At 44.8% G+C, this 25,897-nt stretch carries 21 protein-coding genes; 16 read left to right on the forward strand and 5 right to left on the reverse strand.

The window, feature by feature from the left end; genetic code table 11:
- Positions 1–365 precede the first annotated feature (365 nt).
- The 16 genes from R7041_RS08530 to R7041_RS08605 all read left to right on the forward strand — a co-directional run bounded on the left by R7041_RS08530 (position 366) and on the right by R7041_RS08605 (position 18,775).
- Complete coding sequence (locus tag R7041_RS08530; RefSeq protein ID WP_017634929.1) at positions 366–686, forward strand: STAS domain-containing protein; 321 nt, start codon at positions 366–368, stop codon at positions 684–686.
- Positions 687–712: 26 nt separating this feature from the next.
- Positions 713–1,579, forward strand: a complete 867-nt coding sequence (locus R7041_RS08535) for an OmpA family protein (protein ID WP_017820663.1) — start codon at positions 713–715, stop codon at positions 1,577–1,579.
- Positions 1,576–3,678, forward strand: coding sequence for an SLBB domain-containing protein (locus R7041_RS08540; protein WP_017820662.1), 2,103 nt, complete (start codon positions 1,576–1,578; stop codon positions 3,676–3,678). Before R7041_RS08535 ends, R7041_RS08540 begins: the two co-directional genes overlap by 4 nt.
- A complete protein-coding gene (locus tag R7041_RS08545; protein WP_005377635.1) occupies positions 3,678–4,364 on the forward strand; it encodes an AAA family ATPase in 687 nt (228 codons plus the stop codon). Before R7041_RS08540 ends, R7041_RS08545 begins: the two co-directional genes overlap by 1 nt.
- A gap of 11 nt (positions 4,365–4,375) precedes the next feature.
- Positions 4,376–4,756 (forward strand): Hpt domain-containing protein, encoded by a 381-nt coding sequence (locus R7041_RS08550; protein ID WP_206949515.1) that lies wholly within the window; start codon positions 4,376–4,378, stop codon positions 4,754–4,756.
- 308 nt (positions 4,757–5,064) lie between these two features.
- Positions 5,065–6,591 carry a sigma-54-dependent transcriptional regulator gene (locus tag R7041_RS08555; protein ID WP_064368410.1) on the forward strand — a complete coding sequence of 509 codons (1,527 nt, stop codon included), beginning with the start codon at positions 5,065–5,067 and terminating at the stop codon, positions 6,589–6,591.
- Positions 6,566–7,636 (forward strand): glycosyltransferase family 4 protein, encoded by a 1,071-nt coding sequence (locus R7041_RS08560; RefSeq protein ID WP_206949517.1) that lies wholly within the window; start codon positions 6,566–6,568, stop codon positions 7,634–7,636. Before R7041_RS08555 ends, R7041_RS08560 begins: the two co-directional genes overlap by 26 nt.
- A gap of 144 nt (positions 7,637–7,780) precedes the next feature.
- Positions 7,781–8,965: a glycosyltransferase gene (locus R7041_RS08565; protein ID WP_206949519.1), complete on the forward strand. Its 1,185-nt coding sequence runs from the start codon at positions 7,781–7,783 to the stop codon at positions 8,963–8,965.
- 11 nt (positions 8,966–8,976) lie between these two features.
- The gene (locus R7041_RS08570) at positions 8,977–10,149 is read left to right on the forward strand and encodes a glycosyltransferase (RefSeq protein ID WP_005377641.1); all 1,173 of its coding nucleotides are present in this window, start codon (positions 8,977–8,979) and stop codon (positions 10,147–10,149) included.
- Entirely contained in the window at positions 10,142–11,572 is a 1,431-nt protein-coding gene (locus R7041_RS08575; RefSeq protein WP_175413445.1) for a lipopolysaccharide biosynthesis protein, read from the forward strand. Before R7041_RS08570 ends, R7041_RS08575 begins: the two co-directional genes overlap by 8 nt.
- Entirely contained in the window at positions 11,569–12,933 is a 1,365-nt protein-coding gene (locus R7041_RS08580) for an O-antigen ligase family protein (RefSeq protein WP_005377645.1), read from the forward strand. Before R7041_RS08575 ends, R7041_RS08580 begins: the two co-directional genes overlap by 4 nt.
- A gap of 115 nt (positions 12,934–13,048) precedes the next feature.
- Positions 13,049–14,173 carry a glycosyltransferase gene (locus R7041_RS08585; RefSeq protein ID WP_064368400.1) on the forward strand — a complete coding sequence of 375 codons (1,125 nt, stop codon included), beginning with the start codon at positions 13,049–13,051 and terminating at the stop codon, positions 14,171–14,173.
- Positions 14,170–15,603 carry a GumC family protein gene (locus R7041_RS08590; protein ID WP_054574134.1) on the forward strand — a complete coding sequence of 478 codons (1,434 nt, stop codon included), beginning with the start codon at positions 14,170–14,172 and terminating at the stop codon, positions 15,601–15,603. The genes R7041_RS08585 and R7041_RS08590 overlap by 4 nt, the downstream gene beginning before the upstream one ends.
- A 221-nt stretch (positions 15,604–15,824) precedes the next feature.
- The gene (locus tag R7041_RS08595; protein WP_054574133.1) at positions 15,825–16,943 is read left to right on the forward strand and encodes a glycosyltransferase; all 1,119 of its coding nucleotides are present in this window, start codon (positions 15,825–15,827) and stop codon (positions 16,941–16,943) included.
- Positions 16,936–18,126, forward strand: coding sequence for a glycosyltransferase family 2 protein (locus tag R7041_RS08600; RefSeq protein WP_054574132.1), 1,191 nt, complete (start codon positions 16,936–16,938; stop codon positions 18,124–18,126). Before R7041_RS08595 ends, R7041_RS08600 begins: the two co-directional genes overlap by 8 nt.
- Before the next feature lie 10 nt (positions 18,127–18,136).
- On the forward strand, positions 18,137–18,775 hold the full coding sequence (locus R7041_RS08605) for a sugar transferase (protein WP_005377654.1): 639 nt from the start codon (positions 18,137–18,139) through the stop codon (positions 18,773–18,775).
- A 19-nt stretch (positions 18,776–18,794) separates the two neighbouring features.
- On the opposite strand, the gene R7041_RS08610 is transcribed toward R7041_RS08605, so the two are convergent.
- The 5 genes from R7041_RS08610 to hrpA form a co-directional block, all read right to left on the reverse strand.
- On the reverse strand, positions 18,795–19,184 hold the full coding sequence (locus R7041_RS08610; RefSeq protein WP_064368398.1) for an AAA family ATPase: 390 nt from the start codon (positions 19,182–19,184) through the stop codon (positions 18,795–18,797).
- 126 nt (positions 19,185–19,310) lie between these two features.
- On the reverse strand, positions 19,311–20,891 hold the full coding sequence (locus tag R7041_RS08615) for a BCCT family transporter (RefSeq protein WP_064368396.1): 1,581 nt from the start codon (positions 20,889–20,891) through the stop codon (positions 19,311–19,313).
- Positions 20,892–21,253: 362 nt separating this feature from the next.
- On the reverse strand, positions 21,254–21,769 hold the full coding sequence (locus tag R7041_RS08620; RefSeq protein ID WP_005377661.1) for an outer membrane beta-barrel protein: 516 nt from the start codon (positions 21,767–21,769) through the stop codon (positions 21,254–21,256).
- A gap of 199 nt (positions 21,770–21,968) precedes the next feature.
- The gene (locus R7041_RS08625) at positions 21,969–22,448 is read right to left on the reverse strand and encodes an outer membrane beta-barrel protein (protein WP_021033871.1); all 480 of its coding nucleotides are present in this window, start codon (positions 22,446–22,448) and stop codon (positions 21,969–21,971) included.
- A gap of 182 nt (positions 22,449–22,630) precedes the next feature.
- A partial coding sequence (gene hrpA / locus R7041_RS08630) for an ATP-dependent RNA helicase HrpA (protein WP_318128611.1) occupies positions 22,631–25,897 on the reverse strand: 3,267 nt, incomplete at its 5' end.

Below are 25,897 nucleotides of genomic sequence, written 5' to 3' on the forward strand. Positions count from 1 at the left end.
TTTATTACTAGTTATTCTTCGACTCATAACAATCAACATTAGTAATAATTTGCAAAGATAATCATAAACTTTAGACAGGTTTTGCATTTAGTCGTTACACATTATTCTCGTATGGCGGATGGTTCGTCAATCGAGTTGGAATCTAATCATGACGTGCCTCCCCCGGTCTAACGACTTCTTTCGGCTCAAAACCTCTTATAAGCAAACCATTTCTCTGTGCGTTTTTGATTCTCAATTTGAGAATCAGTCCTTTCTCAAATTGAACAATATAATTAACAATATTTAACTGTTTGATTTTTCATTAATTTCAAATTGGCACGTTACCTGCTCTATATCCAATTAGAAAAACAAACGGAGACAGAGTCATGGAATTACGCAAACTAGAAATCAATCAAGACAAGTTAGCCATTGAGTTTTTTGGTGACTTAGACGCAAGTGGCTGTCGACAAGCACAACATCACATTGATGAAGTAATTCACAACAATCATCACAAAGAAGTCGAAATTAACCTACAGCACGTCCAATTTCTTGATTCTTCAGGGATTGGTGCCATTGTTTACTTATATAAGCGTCTAGTTGAACGTGAAAGAAGCATGAGTATTGAAAACGTATCAGGCCAACCTTTAGAAATCATGAGCTTGCTTCGTATCAACCATGCCATTCCCGTTAACTCAAAAGGACACTAAAAATACCGGTTTAAACGGAGGTTGGCATGGTAAATCTTTTACGACGATATGCAGTAAGCGGTCTTGTTGTCGGCATGTTTGGTTGTTCGTCGTTTGACTACCCAGAACACGGGAAAGGTGGCTTGGCGGAAAGCTATCAAGATATCTCGATCGAGAATTATCAGTTTTCCCCAGTAATGCCTGACGAGCCTTTAGGTCCAGAACATGGGTTAAGGTTTGATTGGCAATTGACCAAGTTACATCTAGACGCACTAATCCAAGAGGGCGCGCGCTGGTGTTTTCCTGCGGCAGTTGTTCAGGCCCTTGAAAAACAAAATAGAATTGCGCGCGAGTTAGAAGGTGGGCTTTTACTCGACGCTGCCAACGACCTTGTGATTCAGCGTCGACGCTTAAACCAGCTCGAACAACAACTCGACTACGTACTGAGCCAAACAACTTGCACACCGCCCGATGATATTGAAGCACTACGTAGCGACCTAAACATAGTCTCGGATATCTATGCACTACTTAATATCGACAACCAGTTTGCTGTCGATTCAGCAGAAATCAACCCGAAGTACATGGGACATTTGGCAGAAGCAGCCTACATTTTACGTGACCACCCCAACCTATCTCTTGTAGTAACGGGGCATGCGGATGCAACTGGAACACCCGATTACAACCAGAAACTTGCTCAAGCGCGTGCAGAACAAGTAAAGCGTTACCTAACCGTATTTGGTATCACTTCAGAGAGAGTCACTACCAAATCTGTCGGAGATAACCTGCCACTCTATGAAGGTGAAACATCCGCCGTGCGTTTAACTAATCGTCGAGTAAGCATCGAGGTTATTAGCCCTAATTCAGATAGCGATACCTCAATAAACCGCAACTCAACGGCAGGAGGCGCGCTATGAACACGATGAAACCATTTATCCTCTTAATGTTGTTGTGTCTGGTTGCGTGGGTACCTTCTTCCATAGCGGATGAGAGCAATACTGTTAAGGTCGGTGATTTAATACAGATTAACTTACCCGGAGAGGCGTCGTTAAACCAAGGGTTTCAGGTCGATCGTCGTGGACGAATTAATTTACCAGAAGTCGGCCCTGTATTAGTGGCCGGCTACAATGAACAACAACTCCAAGACGTGATTATCGACAGGCTAAAGACCGTTTATCGTGACGTTAACAACGCTCGAGTTTTTATTAAACAGCAACAGTTGTTAGTGTCCGTTCAAGGCTACGTGGTCAAACCCGGTGAATATACCTTACCTTCTGGGTCCAACATTCAAATGTTTGTGTACGAAGCTGGCGGCCTGCGCGCAGGGGCTCAGCTTGATAAAATGATCGTGAAACGTGGAAATAAAAACATTGAATTTGACTACAAACGCTTCCTTGATACGGGGGACAATAGCCAACTGCCAAAACTAGAATCACTGGATGTCTTATTTGTCCCCGCTTCCCCACTCGTAGGGAATATTGAGCAAGAGTTTGATGCAGCAAAACTCGCGAATTCAGGTGACAGCGCAGATTCCGCTCGTGCAATCAAAGTCTTTGGTGAAGTCAACGCACCTGGCTCGTTCTCATACAAGCCAAACACCACGCTAGTTGATGTCGTAATGCGAGCTGGCGGCGTGACACGATATGCCAGTGTTGAGCAAATTCGCGTGATAACAAACAATAACCCAACCATGTTTAACCTGAAAAAGTACCTTGATACTGGAGACCAAAGCCTACTGCCGGAGATCCTGCCAGGTGCCACCATCTTTGTCCCAAAACAGGAAGAAGAAATCAAAGCAGGTGCAAATGTGGTTTACGTGATGGGTGAAGTCGCCCATCCTGGGGCATACGAAGGCAAGCAAGGCGCTAGCTTCATGGATATCCTCGCCAACGCTGGCGGGCCCACTCGCTACGCAGAATCTCGCCAAATTCGCGTTATAAAAGCCGATGGCAAAGTCATCAAATTCGATCTTACCGCGCATACAGAAGGACTATCTTCAGCCAGACCACCAAATGTTGGACCAGGAGACGCGATTTTCGTGCCGGAGAAAACCGATTTCAATGAGAAGTCTTGGTTAAAAGTAGCACCTAGTCGAGCGGTCGCAGTGATGGGAGAAGTTGTTCGCCCTGGACGCATCGAGTGGTCAGACGAAATGGATTTGATTGATCTGCTTGCACACGTTGGAGGCCCAACTCGACGAGCTGATACCACCAAAATTGAAGTCGCCAATAACGGTCAAATGACACAATTTGACTTAGACCAATACATTCTGGATGGCTCACCAACATCAAGCCTACCTCAAGTTTCCGCTGGTACAGTCGTAAGGGTACATGCATTGCCTGACGACCCATCCGATAATAAATCGCAATGGGTAAGCCAAAGCTCTGACGCATCGATATACGTTTTCGGGCAAATCAATGCACCTGGGCGCTATCGTTTCACTGAAGATATGCATTTTCTGGATATTTTGTCTGCCGCCGATGGACCGACAATGGATGCAGATATTCACAACATCCGTGTCACACACCGAGGCCTAGGTTATGCCAAAGTGAGTAAATTGAATTTATCGATGTACTTTGAAACAGGCGATGAATCAATTCTGCCCCACGTTCGTCCTGGTGATACCATTTACATTCCAGAAAAAAACAAAAACTGGTTAGATCGTTCAAAAGAGTCCACGGTACGCGTATTAGGTGAAGTAAGAGACCCAGGGCGATACGTATTCAATGACAACATGACTGTGCTTGATCTGTTAGCGGAAGCAGGAGGACCAACTGACAATGCCTACCTTGAAAAGATCAGTGTGGTCAATATGTCTTGCTGCCAGGGCCAAGCCCGAACATTTGATTTGGTGAACTTTAGTAAAACAGCCAACATTTATGAGCTGCCAGTCATTCGCGCAGGCGACACGATTTACATTCCCCATAAAGACGAAAGCTTTGTTGAAAAAGCGAGGGCCGGATTAAGAGATATTTTACAAATCACCACAACCATCGTGTTAATAGGAGCGTTGTAATGACTATTCCTGCAACTCACGCTGAGATTGAGCAAATTTATCTTCAGAGTGAACAGAAAGGCCACAAAACGATTTGTGTTGTGGGTTGTAAATCTGAAGATGGTGTCACTTCCGTGGCGTCATCTCTTGCAGAGCGCTTGGTTTTAGCAGGCCACAATACTTTGTATGTAGACCTTAACTTATTCAAACCCGCTTATCACACTGTTCACGAATTTGATGATGACGAGAAGGTTGGCCATTTGATCACACGAGAGAATACACACCAAACTTTAGTCGGCCTCCCAGCTCCATCTCTCGCCAGTACTCAGTTAGCGTACCGAGACCCAACAACGCTGAAACAAAACATTGCACAATGGTTAACGCAGTACGAGCGCGTCGTGATAGATACATCACCACTTCTCAGTGTCAACCGAAGCAATATTGCGCCTCAAGTGATTGCTGGCGTATGTGATGCTACTTTGTTAGTAGCGCATTATGGCTCTACGACTGCAACCCAGCTCGAGCAAGCCAAAAAGCTACTCGATGCTAGCGATGCGAACTTGATTGGTTCTGTACTGAACATGAAGCACACTCCAAGCCTGAAAGATGAGTTAATCCGCCAAGTTTCCAAGCTGCGTTTCTTACCAAAAAAGTGGAAAGAAAAACTGTCTCAGCAAATTAAAAAAAGCGAACTGTTTATGTTATAGGGAGCGCTATTATGACGATAAATAACACATTGACTGTCGAGCAAGAATTAGTGGATGAGCATATTCTTCAGCAAATGATCAAAGATACGTGCGCCGAAATCATCCCTACCTTGATTGATCACTATGTCGAAGAGTCACGCGATCGCATGGAGAAAATAGAGCAAGCATTAAGCACAAAAGACCTTCAAACATTAGAGTTCGAGGTTCACACACTGGGCAGTTCTGCTCTCGCTCTAGGCAATCGAACGCTTTCAAGACAAGCAAGAATGATTGAGAAGTACTGTGTCGAAGGAAAAATACCAAAAGCATTGGAGCTTTGTGAAACACTTCCTCAACTCGCCAATGAATCGTTTGATGCGTTAGAAAAGCGAAAAGCTCAAGGGTTTGAGTAGTATCAGTGTCTTACTCCCTAGCGAAGCATCGCGTTTGATAAAGCGCGATGCCGACATCATCTCAGAAATTTAGGCTCCAAATTCAGTCACCCTCGCCAAGCCACACACCTTGAAATTATTTGGGCATAACTTAATCAATTAAAAAGTATGGATTTTTCGCAAATTTCCTACCTTGTGCTAATACTTAAATAACGCTTTTCTCAAATTGAGAATTTTCAGCACTAGAGAGCAATAAACCACTCATAACGCCAAATAGTAGTGCTGACAAAAATCATAAAAAATGAAACAAACTACGTTGGGATGGGACTATGAGACCAAGGGTGTTACTGGTAGAGGACTCTACTTCACTAGCCATACTTTATAAGCAGTATGTTAAAGACGAACCTTATGACATTTTTCATGTCGAGACAGGTCGCGAAGCGATTCAATTTATTGAAAGAAGCAAACCTCAGCTCATCATTCTCGATTTGAAACTGCCCGACATGTCTGGCGAAGACGTGCTGGATTGGATCAACCAGAATGACATTCCTACGTCCGTTATTATTGCTACGGCACACGGCAGCGTCGACTTAGCCGTTAATCTAATTCAAAAAGGTGCGGAAGATTTCTTAGAAAAGCCCATAAACGCTGATCGCCTAAAAACGTCAGTTGCATTGCACCTTAAACGCGCCAAATTGGAAGATTTGGTGGAAAATATTCAGTCCAAGTTTGATCGCCACAACTATCACGGATTCATCGGTTCAAGCCTCCCGATGCAGGCGGTATACAAGACCATTGATGCTGTTGCGCCAACTTCTGCCAGTGTATTTATTGTGGGAGAAAGCGGCACAGGTAAAGAAGTTTGTGCTGAAGCCGTCCACCGCCAGAGCGACCGTAAAGACAAGCCTTTTATTGCAATTAACTGTGGGGCTATTCCACGAGATTTGATGGAAAGTGAGATTTTTGGTCACGTTAAAGGGGCCTTTACTGGAGCAACAACAGATCGAAAAGGTGCGGCGACGCTGGCACATGGTGGTACGCTTTTTCTTGATGAGCTGTGTGAAATGGAACTTGAGATGCAAAAGAAGTTGCTCCGTTTTCTACAAACGGGCACTTACACCCCTCTTGGTGGCACTCGAGAAATGAAAGTAGATGTGAGAATCATTTGTGCCACTAACCGAGATCCATTAACAGAAGTAGAAGAAGGTCGTTTTCGTGAAGACTTATACTACCGTGTGCACGTTATACCTATCGATATGCCCCCATTACGTGAACGAGGAAGTGACATCGTCACGCTTGCCAAGCACTTCTTGACCACTTACGCCAAACAGGACAAAAAGAAATTCTCAACAATCGACAGTGAAGCTCAACATATCATCAAGCATTACGAATGGCCGGGTAATGTAAGGCAACTACAAAACATCATACGTAACATTGTGGTGCTTAATAACGACGAAAAAGTCACGGTGAGCGACCTACCCGCTCAACTTACTAAAAAGTCTAAAGTGACGAAAACAACGACGCCTGCGCATGTTGCTCAAGAGTCAGCAAACATTGCACCAATCACACCACCACCTGTTTATACTGAGGAACCTTCACCTTCTGCGGTCGAACCTTTGATTACCGCAGCGGAGCAGCCTGGTACACCGTCCTCTGCTGCTACCTCACCGTACTTTAACTCTGATGGAACCATTCGCCCTATGTGGCAAGTAGAGCGTGAAGCAATTCAAAACGCAATTGCGTACTGTGATGGCAACGTCCTCAACGCCGCTGTCATGCTGGAGTTAAGCCCATCTACGGTTTACCGAAAAAAACAAGCGTGGGAAGCGGATGAAATTAATCTCGAACAATCTTGATAAACCTGCCATTGGTGAAATTTGGATCTTGCTTGATAGCCGTCTATTCGGTGGCATTGAAAGTCACGTTATCGAGCTAGCTCGGGGATTAATCGCCTTTGGAAACAAAGCTCGAGTTGTGCTAACCACTGAGTATTCACCAGCTGCTCAGATTGTACAGAAGGCAAAAGAAGCCGCGATCCCTGTGAGTTACTTAAACTATTTGTCTGGCGAGCCCAATAAAGCTTTAAAAATTAAACACCTAACAAGCGCCGTCGCCAATCACCAACCCTCAGTGGTTCACTCCCATGGTTATAAAGCGTCGATTTTGTCGCGCTGCGCCAAACTGCTCACCCGTACGTTTCCTCGTTTGATTTCAACTTATCATGCTGGTGAATCGTCCTCAGGGAAGCTATGGCTATACGATTGGCTTGATAGAAGCTCAGGCTGCCTATCTGACCATTGCTTTGCTGTCAGTCCAAGTATTCAGCGCAAAGTTTTTTGTTCTTCAGAACTGCTGAATAACTTTGTTTCGATTCCCAACAGTCAACTCAACTATCAGGAGATCGCTTTTGTCGGCCGATTGAGTCAGGAAAAAGGCGCCGATCAATTTATTGAGGTAGCGAGGCTCTGTCCAACATTACAGTTTAGTGTGTACGGTGATGGCCCAGAAAAAGAGTCGCTTAATCAAACTGCCCCTTCAAACGTGACTTTCCTCGGCCATCAAACCGATATGGAAGGTGTTTGGGAAAATATCAGTGTACTTATCATTTCTTCTCGTTATGAGGGTCTTCCGATGGCGGCGCTTGAAGCCATGTCGAGAGGCATTGCCGTGATGAGCTTACGTGTAGGTCGTCTTCCAGATATTATCCAAACGGGTAAAAATGGTTTTATCGTCGAAGACATTCCCTCTCTTGCTAAATGTCTTCATGACTGGATGTCGATTGGTGAAGCGCAACAATCACTCATTCGCCAGAATGCTCGACAAACCATCATTGATGATTTCTCAGCGCAAAGTGTGATTCCCGTATTGCTACAAAAATATCAAATTGAAACGGATCACTAATCCATATTGGTTCTCAATATGAGAATGATGAGTTCCAAACATAAATATCATATAAGATTCAATCACATAAACTAATGGCATATTTTGGCATCTCTATTGCAGCTCAGCAGTTAACGCAGATTAATGATGAGACAGAGGTGACTTATGACTACGCCAAAACGCATTCTATATGTTCATTATGGTGATAATTGGATTCGCGGCAGTGAAGTGGTGCTTCTGGATCTCATTTCAGGAATCGACCGCAATAAGTTTGAGCCATTCGTATGGTCAAACTGCCAACCATTAATCGATAAGTGCCAATCGCTCGGAATTGAAGCGGAACATTCAGCCTTCAATTTGGTGGGTGGTTGGAGCGCTCCACGCTGGGATATTAGCGGGTGGAATAGCCTTATCAAACAAGGCTCAGATTTGATCGAAAAGCACAGCATCGACTTGGTACACGTCAATAGCGGCGGCCCTTGTCAATGGATGTGTTTGGCTGCTCGCATGAATCATATACCACTTGTCACGCAACTTCATTGCCATTATACATTGCGCGATCGCTTCTCTCTCGGACTTCACCTCTCTCCAAAATTGATTTGCGTTAGCAAAGATGTTGGACGCGAAATTCTTCAGGACGGCTACCCACAAAACCAACTTCATGTCGTACACAACGGCGTGTCACTTCAAGGCGTGGATACACCCATCGACATTAAAGATAGCCTCGGAATCCCATCACAGGCCTTTACCTTTCTGTCGGTGGGTTCGCTGATTAAGCGCAAAGGGTTCGACCGCCTTATTCGCGCAATGCGCATGCACAACTACCACCACCACAACCCTCACCTTGTTATTGTTGGTGACGGCGAAGAAAGAGAAGCATTGCAACAGCTTGCCGCGGATCTTGGTATCCAAGAGCGAGTGCACTTTGTCGGGGAGCAACACAATGCCGGAGCGTGGATGTGTGGTAATGCAGACGCTTTTATTTGCGGCGCCTATGAAGAGGCCTTTGGTCTCGTGCTCGGGGAAGCGGCCTTAGCTCAACTGCCTATCGTGGCTCCTAAAACGGGAGGCATTCCTGAGTTGTTCGAGCATAATCACTCTGCATTGCTGTACCAGAACAGTGGAATGGCGAGCCTGTTAAACGCGATTCAACAAGTCATGCAAGACGCGGCATTAAGAAACAAGCTGGCGGAAAACGCTTACCTACATGCTAGCCAGAACTTAACGACGACTGCATCTATCAACGCTATTGAACATATTTACGAAGGTGAACTTAATAACAACGCCATTACACCAATGCCAATGACTCACTGCATGAAGCCTCTTTCACGCTGGTTGAGCATCAATTGAGGAGCCCAGTCATGAAACGTGTATTGATGTTCGACGCCATCCCAATGCAAGGTGGATCCAAAATCGCGAATGCAGAGCTCCTTAAGCAGTGCGATAAGCTGAACGTGATTGGTTATCTACTCACTACAAATCCAGAGCATTGGGCGTCACTGCTTAGTGATACACCGCGTGTGCAAGTTATAAAAATAAAACCATCACCATTTAACTCGACTCATGGACTGACCTACTGGTTGATGAACGCTTACTACTTTCTCCAACTTCTCTACGCGTGCATGAAGCTGCCAAAAATAGATAGCTTTTTGGGCCTATCTTGCCCAAGTAATGATATGCCTTTGTACTTACTACGATTAATTAGCAAAAAGCCTGTGGTACAGATGGTTCATGGCCCTATTGGACGATCGAGATCTGCTGGCTACTGCTTAGTAAAAGCATCGGCAATTTACTACTTGGCAAACACCCGCGAATCAATGGTAGAAGCATTACAGGCCTACCTCAAAACAGAGAAGCCAGCCACCGAACGCTATTGGTGTGGTTTGAATACATCTACGTTTGTTAATGGATTATCGAAAGATCGCTGGCCAAAACAAGCGAATCCGATTTCAAGCCGCGTTTTCTGGGCAGCTAGCTTACTAAAATGGAAGAACATCGATCTTTTGCTTGATGCTTTAACACTTGATGAGTCGAAAAAGATCAAATCCACCGTGTGTTACATCAAACCTAACGTGGCAGGTGTGGAATATTCAACACCGGACTTCAACACACAAGGTGTTGAATGGCATGAGTGCCCAAACAACTTAGATGAATTGCGTTCACAGTGTGGTGTGTTTGTTTCCACCAGTCTCAACGAACCTTTTGGGTTATCTATTTTGGAAGCGCTCGCTGCAGGTATGTGTGTCGTCATTCCACATGATGATAGTTATTGGGACCGCGTGTTAACTCACGGCCGAAATTGTATTAAATACACGCCTAACAATGTGGCTTCGTTACACAACGCAATTCGCCTTTTGAATGAATCGCCGTGGATGAAAGTAACGATGGGTATCGAAGCACTCAATGTTTCTCAATTATACACAGCCGAACGTTGTTATTTGCCAATCGCCCAGCACCTTGCTGCCGAAATTGCTACCAACAATGATTGCACACTCAAGACACCGCGAGACATCAAAGGATATGATCATGTCTAAAGCAATGACCAACATGACGCTATTTGCTATCGCCTTAGTGATCAATAAAAGCATCAGCCTAATCATGCTGCCTGTATTGCCCCACTTTCTCTCACCAGAGCAAATGGGCAAGCTTGAGCTTCTAACAACCTTTGGTGTTGTTACGACCTTGTTTGTCAGTTTCGCTTTGCATGAAGCGCTTTATCGATTCGTCGGCGTTGAAAAGGATAAAAATACGCGCACAAGCCTACTAAACCAGCTGTACTCACTTGCTTTACTCATCGCTGGCGTCGTCGCTCTTAGCTTGCTCACTATCATTTTAATCGCCCCCATTCCCGCGCCTTTTACGCGAGTCGAATTTGCTATTGTTATGTTTGCCATCGTTCTAGAAGGCAGTATTGCAATCGGCACTGCCTGGTTAAGAACACAAGACGACAAAGCAAGAACTCTGCTTAACGTCATGGTCACTACCACCATTTTTCAGGTCATTTTTATCGTCGCGGCGCTGTCTGTTCATCCCCATGTTATTTCTGTTTTGTGGGGTGGCTTGTTGGCTGCTATTACTCAATTTGTTTGGCTGCACATCGTTAACCGTTACAATGTCACACTTCCTAAGCTGACATTGGCAAAACAATACCTAAACTACTGCCTACCAATGATGATGGCCGGTTTAGTAGCATTTTGTCTCAATGGCGCTGAACGCTGGTTCATTGGTGCCAACACTTCTCTTGCGACGTTAGGGATTTACGCGATAGCGGTAAAATTTGCAGTGGGCATGTGTATTTTAGTGCAGCCGTTTGGCATGTGGTGGATGCCACGTCGATTTAACTACTTAGAAGGGCGCAAGAATACTGAAGCAGTGCGCATCACACACTTAGGTATGATTTACATTACAGGTTTGAGTGTAGTGGTCGGCACATTAGCAATGGTGATGATCACCTACTTACTGCCAGAAACCTATCATGAGGCGGTACTATTCAGCTTATTCTTGCTACCTATCGCCATGTTAAAAGAATGGAGTGAGTTGATTAACATCTCCATTTTGTACAAGCGTCGTACTCGCTGGCTACTGGGTATAAATGTCGTCTCTGCGTGCGTTGCGATTGCTTTGCTGTTTGGCTTATCTTCTCTGGGTATTTATGGGGTGTTCATTGCGCTTTATTACGCACAACTGTGTAAGTTGGGCCTGACTTATGTAGTAGGCCAACAATGTATGACGTTGCCTTTTCACCTCAGTCTGATGGTTTTATTACAGATTATATCCGGTGTGGCACTGTTCCTGCTTCACTCTTCACAATCAATAGGAATCGCCATCGCAATTTGCATTTTGACATGCAGTTTGCTGGCAGGGATAGCCACTCGCTACATGAGTAAAGAGACGCTCAATGCTCTCACTCGATACATAGTGAAACGGCGTGGACAGGTGAAGAGATACTCGTTATGAATGAAACCAAGGTGAGAACAAAACAGTCCATCGCAGCACTGACGATTACAGTCTGTATCGGCCTGCTTTGGATTGTTATGCCTCATCCCATTTTGATTGTTGCGTTGTGTTTCGCACCACTCGCGTTACTGTTTGTTCTCAATCAAACGTTTTGGCTTGTCACACTGTTCGTTATTTTTTCATTCTTTCGTATTCACGAAGCCTTTCCTGTTATCTATAACTTCAAGATCCCATTACTCTTATCACTGGGGGCACTCGCCGCACTCGCTTTTCACCTTCTTATAAGCCGCCAGATTACAGCTTTTTGGCACCCTTCATTAAAGTGGCTGTGTATATTTTGGGGTCTGGTGATCATCGGAATCATATTCGCTTCCAGTCGTGATATCGCAATAACGGTGTTCAAAAACACCTATTGGAAAATCATCATTATGACGTTGGCCATCACCTGGCTTATTACTAAACCTTCACAGCTCGCTCAGATGTCAAAAGCAATTATTTTCGCCGGATTATTGATTGGTCTAGTGGCATTACAAAACGCAGCGAATGGCATTGATTTAGTCGAAGGAACGCGCGTGTCGATAGGACGATCCATAGGTTCCGTACTTGGCGATCCTAACGATTTGGCACTAGTGCTGATGTTTCCCCTTGCCTTTACCGTTAGTCAATTGATGGAGAAGCATTCCCCCAAGCATCTCAGGCTCTTTGCCCTTATCACCTGTTTGGTTTTGTTCTTTGCGATCATTGAGACGCAGAGCCGCGGTGGGTTACTAGGTTCACTGTCTGTATTTGCCTACTTTGCTTTTAAACACATCAAAAGCAAAACATTAGTCTTGGTACTAGGCGCCATCGCAGCGATCGTACTCTACGCATTCGCTGGTATTTCAGGACGAGAATCGGGGGGAGCCGCTGAGGATGGTATAGATGCCTCTGCGATGGGGCGACTTTATGCGTGGGAAGCGGCATTTAAAATGGCACTGCATCACCCGTTGACTGGCGTAGGTCTAGATAACTTCTACTTTAATTACTATTTCTACAGCCCACACTGGGATGGTATCAACCACGCCGTCCATAGTACTTGGTTTGGCGTGTTAGCAGAAACGGGTTTTGTCGGGCTCGCGGTGTTCATTACTTTAATTGTGTCATTGATCCGCACCTCTTTGCATTCCATCTCATTGCTGACACCAAAATCAGATTACACCCTCTCTGTAGGAGCAAACGCCGTGTTAAGTGGGCTTATCGGTACCATCGTATCAGGCACGTTTCTGACTCAAGGTTTCACTTGGCCAATTTACATTCTAGCGGCATTAACAGTTGTCGTTAGCCGAATTGTTCAAAGTGACTGTCAAAATGAGAAATCCTAGTTTCAAACATAAACAAAACCCATAAATCACTGTTTTAAAATGGCTAATTCCTTGGCACGCATTGTGATTACTCACTTAATTAGTAATCAAATAACCAAGACTCAAGGAGAGCCACATGACAGACATCGTAGTATTTGGAGAAGATTTTGGTGGGTTACCCTCTTCCACTCAGCATATTGTCAAGCGACTAGCAGCGAACCATCGAATCCTTTGGGTTAACTCCATTGGCCTTCGTCAACCTAAGCTGGATTCTAAAGACATAAAGCGTGCGTTAAACAAATTCACTCGTGTATTTCATAACGTAGGCTCACACAAGCCAACATTGGACTCTGAAACAAACCCAAACATTCACATCATCAACTTGCTCACCATTCCTGCCCCTAATTCTGCATTAGCAAGAAAAGCGGCCGCTAAGATGATGAAACACCAACTCAACAAACAATTACAAGCTCTTGGTTTTGATAAGCCTGTATTTTGGACGTCGCTCCCGACTGCTGCCGATCTTTGTGCAGAAATGAACCCACGTGGACTGATTTACTATTGTGGCGATGACTTTAGCGCTTTAGCTGGTGTTGACCACGACACGGTAGCCAAGCACGAACGTACTCTTGTTAATGCGGCCAGCGTTATCTTTACGGCAAGCGATACGCTCTCCACCAAGTTTCCATCACATAAAACCGTCACTTTGCCTCATGGTGTCGACGTTAGTCTGTTTTCTGAGCCAGCACCGAAGGCCAAAGACTTGCCTGACAACGGCCGCAAAGTGTTGGGCTTTTATGGTAGTTTGTCTGAATGGTTAGATTACGACTTAATTGCCCAAGTCGCAGACCAAGCACCTGACTGGGATCTGGTTTTCATCGGCCCCAACGAACTCAGTGACAATCCGCTACCTCAAAGAAGTAACGTTTACTATCTCGGCCCAAGAGCTCATCACACTTTGCCAAGCTACTCTCAACACTGGGACGCAAGCTGGTTGCCCTTTGTTAATAACGCTCAAATCAAAGCGTGTAACCCCCTCAAGCTTCTCGAGTATTTGGCAACGGGAACCCCCGTTATTAGCACGTCGTTTCCTGCATTAATGCCGTACAAGCATATGCTTCATGTGGTTCAAGATGTCGAAGACGTGCGTGCCAGTCTCGATCACCTCCTACCGCCACCGACAGATTCAAAGTCATTTGTTCAACAGCAAAGCTGGGAAGCAAGAGCCAACCAAGTTGATAAATTAGTGAGGGCGCTATGAACGATTTAAGAGAAAACCTCAGCGTACTGTTACATGGCGCTTGGAGACGTCGCTACATGATCGTTATTCCTATGCTTGTATTGCCGGTGCTGGGTTTCATCGTAAGTAAACTGGTTCCGACGACTTATGTTGCTCATACCAGCATGCTTATTCAAGAGACAGCGAAAATGAACCCGTTCCTTCAAGACCTTGCCGTCTCAACAATGCTTAAAGACCGATTGAGCGCACTCAGTACTCTGCTAAAAAGCCGACACGTTTTGTATTCTGTCGCAAAAGAACAATCGCTGATCAATGACGAGATGAGTGCAAAAGAGCAAGAGTTCATCATAAAAGATCTTGCGTCGCGGCTGTCTGTTCAGCCACTCGGTAAAGACTTCATTCAAATTCAATTGCAAAGTGGTAAATCAGAAGGAATGGAGTCGATGCTGCTGTCTGTCAGAGAGCATTTTGTCGAACAGCTTTTGGCACCTGAGCGTTCTTCGATTAAAGATTCGAGCCATTTTTTGACTATCCATATCAACAAACGCAGGGAAGAACTAGACAAGGCAGAGCAAGCCTTTGCAGAGTATAAAAATATTTACTCAGATGCGACGCCCGAAATGCAAGCTCAAAGCCTTACTCGCCTTGCTAGCCTCAAACAAACGCTAGCCGAAAAGGAGGCGGAGCTTGCTGGTGTTTCACGAAGTCTAGGTAGTTTGGATCAACAACTATCCAAAACGAACCCGGTTATCGGTAAACTGGAAGAGCAAATCATCGACATTCGTAGTGAACTTACCCTGCTTCGCGCTAAATACACAGAGGCGCATAGTTTGGTGCAAGGTAAGTTGCGAGAATTAAACCGGTTGGAGCAGGAACGCTCGGTACTCTTGAACTCTAAACAACCAGAACTAAACAGTGCTCAACTATGGGATATCGCGAGCAATACCACAGTAAACAGTCTTGGCGAAGCACAGCCTCTACTTGTCTCCCAACTACATCAATTACAAATGATGCGCGGACGTTTTGAAGCACTTACGGAAGAAACCAACAGCTTGCGAGACATGATCCAAGAATTAGAGCGAAATGCGCACCAATTTGGGAGCACAGCAACAGAAATCAACCGCTTAGCTCGTGACGTCGCAGTGAAGAGAGAAATGTATGATGAACTCGTCGAACGCTATGAGATGGCCCAACTAACGGGTTCTTTGGGAGAGTTTGAAGAGAATAAGCGCGTAAAAATCATTGATGAACCGTTCACGCCAACGATTCCAACTAACTTACCTAGTTTTGTATTTGTCATTTTAGGATTTATTGGTGGCGCTGGTTTAGGCATTGGATTAGCGACGATACTAGAGTTAGCCGATAACTCTATCCGCTCTAAAAGAGCATTAGAAAAACACCTTGGTGTTCCTGTCATCACCACTTTACCTAACGTAGTGTACGGAAACTAAGCGCCATAAGAACTCATTTACAAGCACTCGGTCGGCGAGTGCTTTTCTTTTACTACTGCCTTATACAGCCTCATAGCATGTCCACTAATATGAATCTCAAATTGAGAATAAACATAAAGTCTCACAAACATCAATATTAACCTATTGCTTTTAAATGATTAATTTTTTGGCACGCAGTCTGCAATTCCTAAATAAACAAAGAACTCAACGAGGGTTTGAAAATGGAATTCAGACAAAAACACAATAACACTAAGCACAGCAAAAAAGTGATATTACACGTCGTGCAACACTTAGCTCCTGGTGGTTTAGAAACGCTCGTACTAGAAATGCTTCGTTTTGCGCAGCCAAACCATTCCGTTTTTGTCGTGAGCTTAGAAGGAAGCAAAGAACATGCACTACAAGGTTGGCAAAAACTATTGCCCTACCAAGGCCAACTGCACTTTCTTAATAAGAAACCTGGATTCAGCGGAAAAACCATCAGTACGCTAACTTCCATGCTCAAAGGACTTAAGCCTGATGTGGTCCACACTCACCATATCGGCCCACTTCTGTACGGTGGTATTGCTGCACGTTTAGCGCACGTACCTGTAGTGATTCATACCGAGCACGACGCATGGCACCTTAATAACAAAAAATCAGCTCAACTACAGTCCCTTTTGCTAACGATGATTCGCCCGCAAGTGGTTGCCGATGCTAACTTTGTCGCCCATCAAATACAGACTAAGTTAAAGTATCGCAAAGTTTGTACTATCCATAACGGGATTGACTGTCAGAAGTTTAAAAGCGGTGACCAAACGGCAACAAGACACTTGTTTGAACTTCCAACCGACAAAATCGTGATTGGCGTTGCCGGGCGTCTAGAAGCAGTTAAAGGCCATAAAGTGCTTATCGAAGCCTTCTCTCATCTTACGCCAAACACACACCTAGCAATCGCAGGTGATGGTTCTCAGCGAACTCAATTGGAAGCACAAGTTAGAACGTTAAAACTTGAAGATCGAGTAACCTTTTTAGGCTTGGTGGACGATATGCCCAGCTTTTACCAAAGCCTAGACTTGTTTTGCTTACCATCACTTCAAGAGGGCTTTCCTCTCTCAACCCTCGAGGCTCAAGCATGTGACATTCCTTGCGTCGCAACGGATGTTGGCGGCGTGAAAGAGACGCTCTGTCCGAACAACAGCACACTGGTTGAAGCAAATCGCGTGTTTTCGTTGGCCGAAGCGTTATCACAACAACTGGAATCATCACACCGCTCTCCTCGAACTTTTATTCTCAAACACTTTGATATCAGAGACATGGTGAGTCGCTACTCACGTTTGGCCAAGGAGGCTAGCTATGAATGATTTACTTTGGATTATAGGGTTTGGTTTATCCACGTTTTTGATTGTCTATCATCACGTTGGGTACCCACTGCTCCTTAAATGGCTTCCTTTAAAACGGCAAGCCGAAACCAAAGCACCATTTGTAGAGCGAGCTTACAAAGCCTCCAAAACAGACAGCCAGCTACCCTCTATTACTGTCATCGTGCCCGCCTACAATGAAGAACAATGGATAGCAGAGAAGATCCGTAACCTTGCGAGCCTAGATTACCCAAGGGATAAGTTAAGAGTAGTGATCGCATGTGATGGCTGCACAGATAACACAGCCGAGATTGCTCAAGCGACAATTCAAGAAGCAATCTGCTCTGATACTCTGTTCATTATTAATGATCACCAAATCAATCGCGGTAAAGTTGCCCTACTCAACGAAGAAATGCGTCATGTTAGCTCGGACATTACCGCACTGAGTGACACGTCGGCATTGATTTCTTGCGATTCTCTGTTGCTAGCTAGTCAGCATTATCAAAATGAGAACGTTGGAGTGGTTAACGCAACATATCAAATAATGAGTACTAATAACCAAGGTGAAGCGGCGTATTGGCGATACCAGTCTCGAGTAAAGCATCAAGAATCCTTGTTAGGTTCAACGATTGGTTCCCACGGTGCATTTTACACTTTCAGAACTCACTTATTTGAACCACTGGAAGTCAGCACCATTAATGACGACTTTATTCTCCCTATGAGAATCGTTTTGCGAGGCTATAGCGCTATTTACGAGCCAAACATGCTGGCTCTTGAGCTCGAACAAAGCTCAGACGACGCAGATTTCAAACGACGCCTAAGAATTTCAGCGGGTAACATGCAGCAGCTCATGCAATTAAAGAAATTACTGCTACCTCGTTATCGTGGCACTGCCTTTGCATTTCTATCGGGAAAGGTTCTGCGCTTAGCAACACCCTATTTGATGATTGTTTGCTTTATTTGCTCACTACTACTGGCACACAATCCGCTGTTTCAAGTAATGCTGTTCGCACAAGTTGGTATTTACAGCATCGCGCTTATTACTTACTTAATGCCAGCACTTAACACTATTAAACCTTTTAAGCTGATTAGCTACATCGTCATTGGTCATCTCGCCAACTTTATCGGCGGTATGAAGTATTTGCTCGGAATGGAAAATGGACGTTGGAAACGCGTCAACCAATAAGGAAAGCATCATGAAAAACTCACGCTACGATTCAAATGTATGCCACGCAAAAAGAACGTTTGATGTACTGGTTGCAATGCTTATTTTGGTCGTCACTGCACCACTATTCCCATTTATCGCGCTAGCGATCAAAACCACATCGAAAGGCCCTGTGATTTATCGCCAATTGCGAGTAGGACGCTGCACACCAGAAAAAATGGATCTTTTTCAAATCATGAAGTTTCGCACCATGTATATTGATGCAGAGCAACGCTCTGGCGCAGTATGGGCAACTGAAAATGATCCCCGCATCACGCCAGTAGGACGCTTTTTACGCAAAACGCGTTTAGATGAACTACCTCAACTGTTTAATGTGTTGAGAGGTGAAATGTCGATGATTGGGCCGCGCCCAGAACGCCCAGCTTTCTACCAGAAATTAGAAGATGAAATCCCCTATTTTGTAGAGCGCACATATGGCGTGTTACCGGGTATCACAGGCTTAGCTCAGGTTAACCAAGGCTATGATGCATGCATTGAAGATGTAAGACGCAAAGTTGGGTTTGACCACAGTTACGCACTAAGCCTAGGTTCGTTTTACTCTTGGATTTCAATGGACCTTTCAATCATGAGCAAAACATTCGTTGTGATGATTGACGGACGAGGTCAATAACTTCCGGTTCTGGTAACGGTCACTCTTGCCACTGGCGGCGCATCTTTTCTATCGTCGCTGGTGGCACATCATGAATGCTTTGATACGCTCCGTGGCACACTTTAATTTCCACCTCGATGCGCTTCTTCATGCAGTAGTCCATGTAACGCTTCATCTCCCAATGTCGAACAAACGTATTGCTCACAATCACGACTCTCCCTTTGTTCAACCACTTTCTAGTTTGCTGAAAACACCATTCATGCGCTTGAGGTAATTGAACCGGTTCAAAGTGATAATCACCTTCATCATTTTCAAAATACATGTCAGCTTCAAAATGCTTAGCACCAAGAACTATTGCCAATTGTTTTGCTAAGGTTGTTTTACCTGAACCCGGAAGTCCACGAATAAGAATGAGTTTAGCCAGTGACATAATACAGTTTAATGAGGTGGGAATAAGTCTAAACTGTAACGAAATTATTGGAAAAGAAAAGTAGAAATAAAAAATGCCGAGCACATTAGGCTCGGCATTTAAACTCAATCATGGATCGTGTTGTATTTATTTGTAAGCTGGCAGTTCTGTTCTTAACCCTTTCACCAAACTTACGCACATCAACAGCAGAACAAAAGTAAACGGTAACCCTGTTGCAACAACGCCTGATTGCAATGCTTGCAAGGCTTCTTTACCACCAACCCAAAGCATTACGGCTGCAATTGCGCCTTCAATACACGCCCAGAAAATGCGTTGCGGTACTGGTGCATCAATCTTACCACCGGCGGTAATACTATCGATAACCAGCGAGCCAGAGTCTGACGATGTAATAAAGAATACCAGAATCAGCACGATAGAAAGCATTGAAATCACTGAGCTATACGGAAGCGCATCGTAAACATGGAACAGAGTCAATGAAATATCAGTGAGACCATTTGCACCTAGCTCACCAACTTTATTCACCACTTGGTCAAGCGCAATACCACCAAACACAGACATCCAAATCAAAGTAACAACTGTAGGAATAACGATGACTGCGAATAAGAATTCTCGAACCGTACGACCTTTAGACACACGCGCGATAAACATACCAACAAACGGTGACCAAGATACCCACCAAGCCCAGTAGAATACCGTCCAGCCGTGCATCCAAGTTTCATCTTCACGACCGTGAGGGTTACTCAATGGAATAATATTTTCAATGTAAGCCATTGTTGTGTCGCGTAGCGAACCCCAGGCCGTATCAAACGTGATGAAGGTAATGAAAATAAGCAGCGCAAACGCAACCACCATATTGACGTTACTCAGTAGCTTAACACCACCATCAATACCACGAATCACTGATAGCACCGCGATAAAGGTAACGAAGGTGATCACAATCATTTGTGTACCAATGCCGCCTTCTAGACCAAAGACATGGTTAATACCACTGGTCGCCTGCTGAGCACCCAGACCTAGCGACGTTGCAAGACCAAATAGCGTCGACAAAACGGCAAGGATATCAATAACGTGACCTAACCAGCCCCATGCACGGTCACCAAAAATTGGATAGAACGCCGCGCGCAATGAAAGTGGTAAACCTTTGTTAAAGGCAAAAAACGCTAATGCTAGCGCAACGAGTGCGTAAATACTCCAACCATGTACACCCCAGTGGAACATAGTGGCACCCATCGCGAGGGATTTTGCTTCTTCGGTGTATGGTACTGCGTTAAGTGGCATTCCCCACCAATCAGTGAAATACGCGGTCGGCTCAGCCACACTCCAGAACAGAAGACCAATACCCATACCCGCGGCGAAAAGCATCGACAACCAAGAAACGGTTGAGTGATCCGGCGTTGCTTCTTTGCCTCCTAAGCGGATTTTACCTAGCGGAGAAAAAAGAAGAGCAACGGCGAACAATAAGAAGAAGTTTGTCGACCACATAAAGAACGCATCAAACTGTTCGATAATTCCGTTTTTTAGACCGTTTAATACGTCTCGAGCAGTGGTTGGCTCAACAAGAAGAAGTGAAATCAGACAGAAAACAACGAGCCCCGCACTAATGCCAAAAACCGGGTTATGTATATCGAATCCCCACTTTTGAACGTTATCCTGTCCAACCTGATAATCGGTTGTATCAATACTATATTTTTTAAATGCATTATCCATAAATACAAATTTAACGTGAATTTGAAACGCCCCTCAGGTGAGAAGAACTCCAATACCGCCCTCCATTAATTTGAACTCTAAAGTTTTAAAGCGGGACGAATTTTAGCAGCAATCACATATTTTTGCAAAAAGTCGTGATTTATTGCATTTTAAGCTCAATTCGAGACAGATGAAGGGGAAATAATATCAACACAAAAATTATGAGGTCTAACGATTGATTTTGTCGTAGGTTGTAGACTAGAAAAGACACAAGAAATACTTAAGTTCATAGCCAGTCACTGCGCAAATAGAGAAGACCTGCGCTGATTTGGTTTCACAATTAACGACGAAACCAAATCAGCAAGCCTTTCATCCAGCGAGCGTTATAAGAAATGGAAGGTGATGTTCCCTGTTACACTGCTAACGGTATCACTATCGCCTTCAATATCCACGCCAAACGCTTGATAACTCGCGCCCACAGACACATTGTCAAGCAAGAAGTATTCGGCACCAACACCATACATGTAAGAGACGCCATCATCTTTGTCTAAGTTTCTCAGTCCGCCGTCATAATCAACATTGAATGCATTGATGCCGCCTTTTGCGTAAACGTGTAACGGGCCGAAGTCGATACTAGGTTTCGCCGCTAAATAGAATGAATCAAAATCAGCACTACCCCTGCTGCCACTCAAAGATAAATCCACTTTGCCGTGGTTAAAGTAGCCTGCTTCAATGCCAATGAACGGCAAAATACCAGTACCGACATGAATACCGTAGGTTGTATCATTTTCGCTGTCGATATCGGACTGACCAATTTGGCCACCAGCGTAAATCCAAGAGTCAGCCATTGCTGACGTTGAGCACAACGTTAGAGCGAATAACGAGAGTGTTTTTTTCATACTATCCCTTCCTGATCGATTCCCAAGCGAAACATTACGCAAATATGCGCATTTAATCGCCACTATATATTGGAAAGCATAGGCATTTTAAGACTCTAAAAGTGAATAATTTATGTTCAACTTTTGTTTTGTGACTTCCAGACAAAAAAACACCGGCATAAAGCCGGTGTGTTTCATATGGTGTTAGAAAGCTTGACGCTTATAGGAAATGTAGTGTTGCGTTAACAGAGAACGTGCTGATATCGTCTTTACCAGCAGTGTAGTTCATGTAGCTAGCACCAACAGACATTGGGCCAAAAATGAAGTACTCAGCACCCACACCGTACATTAGGTCCAAATCGTCATCGTCTTTGCCGCCTTTCACTTTTTTGTCCCACTGATGGAAACCACCTTTTGCGTACACGTGTAGCGGACCGAAGTCGATGCTTGGCTTAAGTGCTGCGTAGTAAGAAGTTAGCTTAGTGTCTTGACCATTTACGTTGAACTCACCGTGTTGTGTTACACCAGCTTCAACACCAATGATAGGTAGAATGCCTGTACCAACGTGAACAGAGTATGATGTGTCCGTTTCACCTTTGTAGTCAGACTGACCTACTGTTGCACCACCGTAAATCCAAGAATCCGCCATTGCCGCAGAAGATGCGCCAAGTAGCGCCACTGCTAATAGAGTTTTTTTCATCATCTACCTTTACTCTTTATTATTCCCACGTCTGCATAACTCAGTCGTTGGTACTACAAATAAAGGGAGGCGAACTATTGCCTCCCGGAACTAAAAAATAATGCTTATTGAGTTACTAGCAATTAGTGTACCAGCAACTTCTTAAGCGATAATTACAAATCTGACACTATTTTACTGGTTGATTAGCAAGCATCAATCGCGTTTTTGACTCGTTTATCAGAAACAGGATAAGGAGTGCCTAATTGTTGAGCAAAGTAACTCACGCGAAGTTCTTCAATCATCCAACGCACTTCTTTTACATTTTCAGGAATGGCCACACCTTTCGGGATCTTGTTCAGCAACTCTTTATAGTCTTGAGTCACAGATTCAATCTTCAGCATATGTAAACGATCTTTGTTTGGATCGATTGGCAACTTCTCCATACGGCGCTCTATCGCGCGCATGTAGCGAAGAATATCCGGCAAGCGCTTCCAGCCACATTCCGTTGCAAAGCCTTTGAAGATCAAGCCTTCAATTTGTGCTTTGATATCGGACAGAGCAAACGCCATTGTGAAGTCGATCTTGCCTTTTAGCTTCTTATTGATGCTAAACGCCGTGGTCAGAATAGTCTCAACCTGTTGAGCGATCTCTACAACGGTGTCACCCAATTCAGCACGAACGTGTTCTTTCAACGCTTCGAACTTCTCTGGCTCCCAAACTAAACCACCCTGCTCTTCAATAAGCTTATCGACACCGCAGGCAATGCAGTCATCTATCAGATCAAGCACCTTGCCGTAAGGGTTAAAATACAACCCCAACTTCGATTTGTTCGGTAAGTTAGCGTGCAAATATTTAATTGGAGACGGTACATTCAACAAAATCAAACGACGCTGGCCAGCGCGCATTGCGGTGATCTGCTCAAATTCGGTTTCGTAGAGTTTGATTTCAACGCTGTCTTTGCTATCAACAAGCGCCGGATACGCTTTTACATCGTAGCCGCCACGTTTTTGTTGATACACTTTCGGCAATTCGCCAAAACTCCACGTATGCAGACCTTGCTGTTCGATATCGTCATCCGCAACTTTGGAAAGCGTTTCTTGAACTTTGTCTTTCAAACTTTCTTTCAGTTCATGAAGGTCTTTATGTTCCTTCAGTTTACGATTTCGATGATCAACCGCGCGGAACGTGACTTTCAAGTGCTCAGGTACTTGTTCCAAGTTCCAGTCTTCACGCAGTACCTCTACGCCCGTCATGCGTCGCAACTCTTTCTCTAATGAATCTAGCAGCGGCGCTTCCATTGGCGTGACACGTGCTAAGAATGCATCGGCATAGTTTGGCGCAGGCACAAAGTTCTTACGAATTGTCTTTGGCAACGATTTAATCAAGCTAACCACAAGCTCATGGCGTAAACCTGGGATCTGCCAATCAAAACCCGCTGGTTCAACTTGGTTTAAAATCGGCAACGGCAAATGCACTGTGACACCGTCACTATCATCGCCTGGTTCAAATTGGTAACTCAATTTGAGCTTCAAACCATTTTGATGCCAGAAGTTCGGGTAATCCAAATCGGTCACATGGCTAGCATCACCCTTGAACAGCATCTCTTTTTCAAAGTTCAGCAGTTCCGGATTTTCTTTAGATGCCTTTTTCCACCACGTATCGAAGTGTTTGCCAGAAACGACTTCAGTACCAACACGTTGGTCATAGAAATCAAACAGCTCATCATCATCCACCAAGATGTCACGACGACGAGATTTATGCTCAAGCTCTTCCACTTCTTGCAGAAGCTTACGGTTTTGCTTAAAGAACGCGTGTTTGGTTTCCCATTCCCCCTCAACCAATGCACTACGAATGAAGATTTCGCGACTTACGGTCGAATCGATACTGCCGTAGTTGACCAAGCGTTTCGGTACGATTGGTACGCCGTAAAGCATCACTTTTTCGTGCGCCATCACCGCAGCGCGTTTCTTCGACCAATGTGGTTCGCTGTAACTACGTTTAATAAGGTGTTTAGCTAACGGTTCAATCCATTCTGGCTGAATCTTTGCGATGATACGACCCCAAAGTTTTGAGGTTTCCACCAACTCAGCAGACATGATCCACTTAGGCTGTTTCTTGAATAGACCTGATGCAGGGAAGATATGGAAACGAGCATTACGCGCGCCTTGATATTCATTCTTTTCTTGGTCTTTCATGCCGATGTGCGACAGCAAACCAACCAAAATGGCACTGTGTACGCCATGGTAAGAAGCGGGCTCATCGTTAAGCTTGAACTCCATCTCACGCATCGACTGATGAATTTGGAAGTACACGTCTTGCCACTCGCGAACGCGCAAGTAGTTCAAATAGTCTTGCTTACACTGTTTGCGGAACTGATTGCTAGACAAGGCTTTTTGCTGCTTTTGGATGTATTCCCACAAATTCACAAATGTCAGGAAGTCCGACTCTTCATGGAAGAAGCGACGATGTTTATCGTCTGACGATTGTTGTTTGTCGGAAGGACGCTCGCGTGGATCTTGAATCGACAAGGCCGCTGCAATGATCATCACTTCTTTAAGCGCACCATATTTTGGTGCTTCCAATACCATACGCGCCAAGCGCGGATCGATTGGCAAACGCGCTAATTGGCGACCAATGGAAGTCAGGCGTTTTTTCGGGTCTTTTACCTCAGAGTTAATCGCACCAAGCTCTTCCAGCAAACGTACGCCGTCTTGGATGTTACGTTTATCCGGTGCTTCCACAAATGGAAACGCTTGAATATCACCCAAACCAAGTGCCGTCATTTGCAAGATAACCGACGCTAGGTTGGTACGCAGGATTTCAGGATCAGTAAACTCTGGGCGCGACTCAAAATCTTCCTCTGAGTACAGACGAATACAGATACCCTCTTCCACACGACCACAACGACCTTTACGCTGGTTCGCACTCGCCTGAGAAACTGGCTCGATTGGAAGACGCTGAACCTTAGTACGGTAACTGTATCGACTGATACGCGCCGTACCCGGGTCGATAACGTATTTAATGCCCGGAACAGTTAGCGAGGTTTCTGCCACGTTGGTTGCCAGTACAATTCGGCGACCAGTGTGAGGTTGGAAAATCTTATTCTGCTCACCTGCCGACAAACGCGCGTAAAGCGGCACAATTTCCGTGCTCTTCAGATTACGTTTGGACAATGCATCTGCGGTATCACGGATTTCACGTTCACCGTTCATGAAAATCAGGATGTCACCTAAACCTTCATCGCACAGTTCATCTACCGCTTCGAAGATGCCTTCAAGCTGGTCACGATCATTGTCGTCATCACCGCTTAGTGGGCGGTAACGTGTTTCTACTGGGTAAGTACGACCCGATACTTCAATGATTGGTGCATTGTTGAAGTGTTTTGAGAAGCGTTCTGGGTCGATGGTTGCCGACGTGATGATCACTTTCAAATCAGGACGACGTGGCAGCAACTCTTTCAAGTAACCCAA

Origin of the sequence: Vibrio sp. 1751 (genome assembly GCF_033339895.1) — a bacterium.
Taxonomy (GTDB): domain Bacteria; phylum Pseudomonadota; class Gammaproteobacteria; order Enterobacterales; family Vibrionaceae; genus Vibrio; species Vibrio alginolyticus.

What these genes read in the sequence shown, in the direction of transcription:
- R7041_RS08625 (WP_021033871.1), bottom strand. Translation starts at nt 22,448, where the DNA reads ATGAAAAAAACTCTATTAGCAGTGGCGCTACTTGGCGCATCTTCTGCG.
- R7041_RS08580 (WP_005377645.1), top strand. Translation starts at nt 11,569, where the DNA reads ATGAATGAAACCAAGGTGAGAACAAAACAGTCCATCGCAGCACTGACG.
- R7041_RS08595 (WP_054574133.1), top strand. Translation starts at nt 15,825, where the DNA reads ATGGAATTCAGACAAAAACACAATAACACTAAGCACAGCAAAAAAGTG.
- R7041_RS08545 (WP_005377635.1), top strand. Translation starts at nt 3,678, where the DNA reads ATGACTATTCCTGCAACTCACGCTGAGATTGAGCAAATTTATCTTCAG.
- R7041_RS08605 (WP_005377654.1), top strand. Translation starts at nt 18,137, where the DNA reads ATGAAAAACTCACGCTACGATTCAAATGTATGCCACGCAAAAAGAACG.
- R7041_RS08585 (WP_064368400.1), top strand. Translation starts at nt 13,049, where the DNA reads ATGACAGACATCGTAGTATTTGGAGAAGATTTTGGTGGGTTACCCTCT.
- R7041_RS08620 (WP_005377661.1), bottom strand. Translation starts at nt 21,769, where the DNA reads ATGAAAAAAACACTCTCGTTATTCGCTCTAACGTTGTGCTCAACGTCA.
- R7041_RS08540 (WP_017820662.1), top strand. Translation starts at nt 1,576, where the DNA reads ATGAACACGATGAAACCATTTATCCTCTTAATGTTGTTGTGTCTGGTT.
- R7041_RS08550 (WP_206949515.1), top strand. Translation starts at nt 4,376, where the DNA reads ATGACGATAAATAACACATTGACTGTCGAGCAAGAATTAGTGGATGAG.
- R7041_RS08590 (WP_054574134.1), top strand. Translation starts at nt 14,170, where the DNA reads ATGAACGATTTAAGAGAAAACCTCAGCGTACTGTTACATGGCGCTTGG.
- R7041_RS08535 (WP_017820663.1), top strand. Translation starts at nt 713, where the DNA reads ATGGTAAATCTTTTACGACGATATGCAGTAAGCGGTCTTGTTGTCGGC.
- R7041_RS08600 (WP_054574132.1), top strand. Translation starts at nt 16,936, where the DNA reads ATGAATGATTTACTTTGGATTATAGGGTTTGGTTTATCCACGTTTTTG.
- R7041_RS08530 (WP_017634929.1), top strand. Translation starts at nt 366, where the DNA reads ATGGAATTACGCAAACTAGAAATCAATCAAGACAAGTTAGCCATTGAG.
- R7041_RS08560 (WP_206949517.1), top strand. Translation starts at nt 6,566, where the DNA reads ATGAAATTAATCTCGAACAATCTTGATAAACCTGCCATTGGTGAAATT.
- R7041_RS08610 (WP_064368398.1), bottom strand. Translation starts at nt 19,184, where the DNA reads ATGTCACTGGCTAAACTCATTCTTATTCGTGGACTTCCGGGTTCAGGT.
- R7041_RS08555 (WP_064368410.1), top strand. Translation starts at nt 5,065, where the DNA reads ATGAGACCAAGGGTGTTACTGGTAGAGGACTCTACTTCACTAGCCATA.
- R7041_RS08570 (WP_005377641.1), top strand. Translation starts at nt 8,977, where the DNA reads ATGAAACGTGTATTGATGTTCGACGCCATCCCAATGCAAGGTGGATCC.
- R7041_RS08575 (WP_175413445.1), top strand. Translation starts at nt 10,142, where the DNA reads ATGTCTAAAGCAATGACCAACATGACGCTATTTGCTATCGCCTTAGTG.
- R7041_RS08615 (WP_064368396.1), bottom strand. Translation starts at nt 20,891, where the DNA reads ATGGATAATGCATTTAAAAAATATAGTATTGATACAACCGATTATCAG.
- R7041_RS08565 (WP_206949519.1), top strand. Translation starts at nt 7,781, where the DNA reads ATGACTACGCCAAAACGCATTCTATATGTTCATTATGGTGATAATTGG.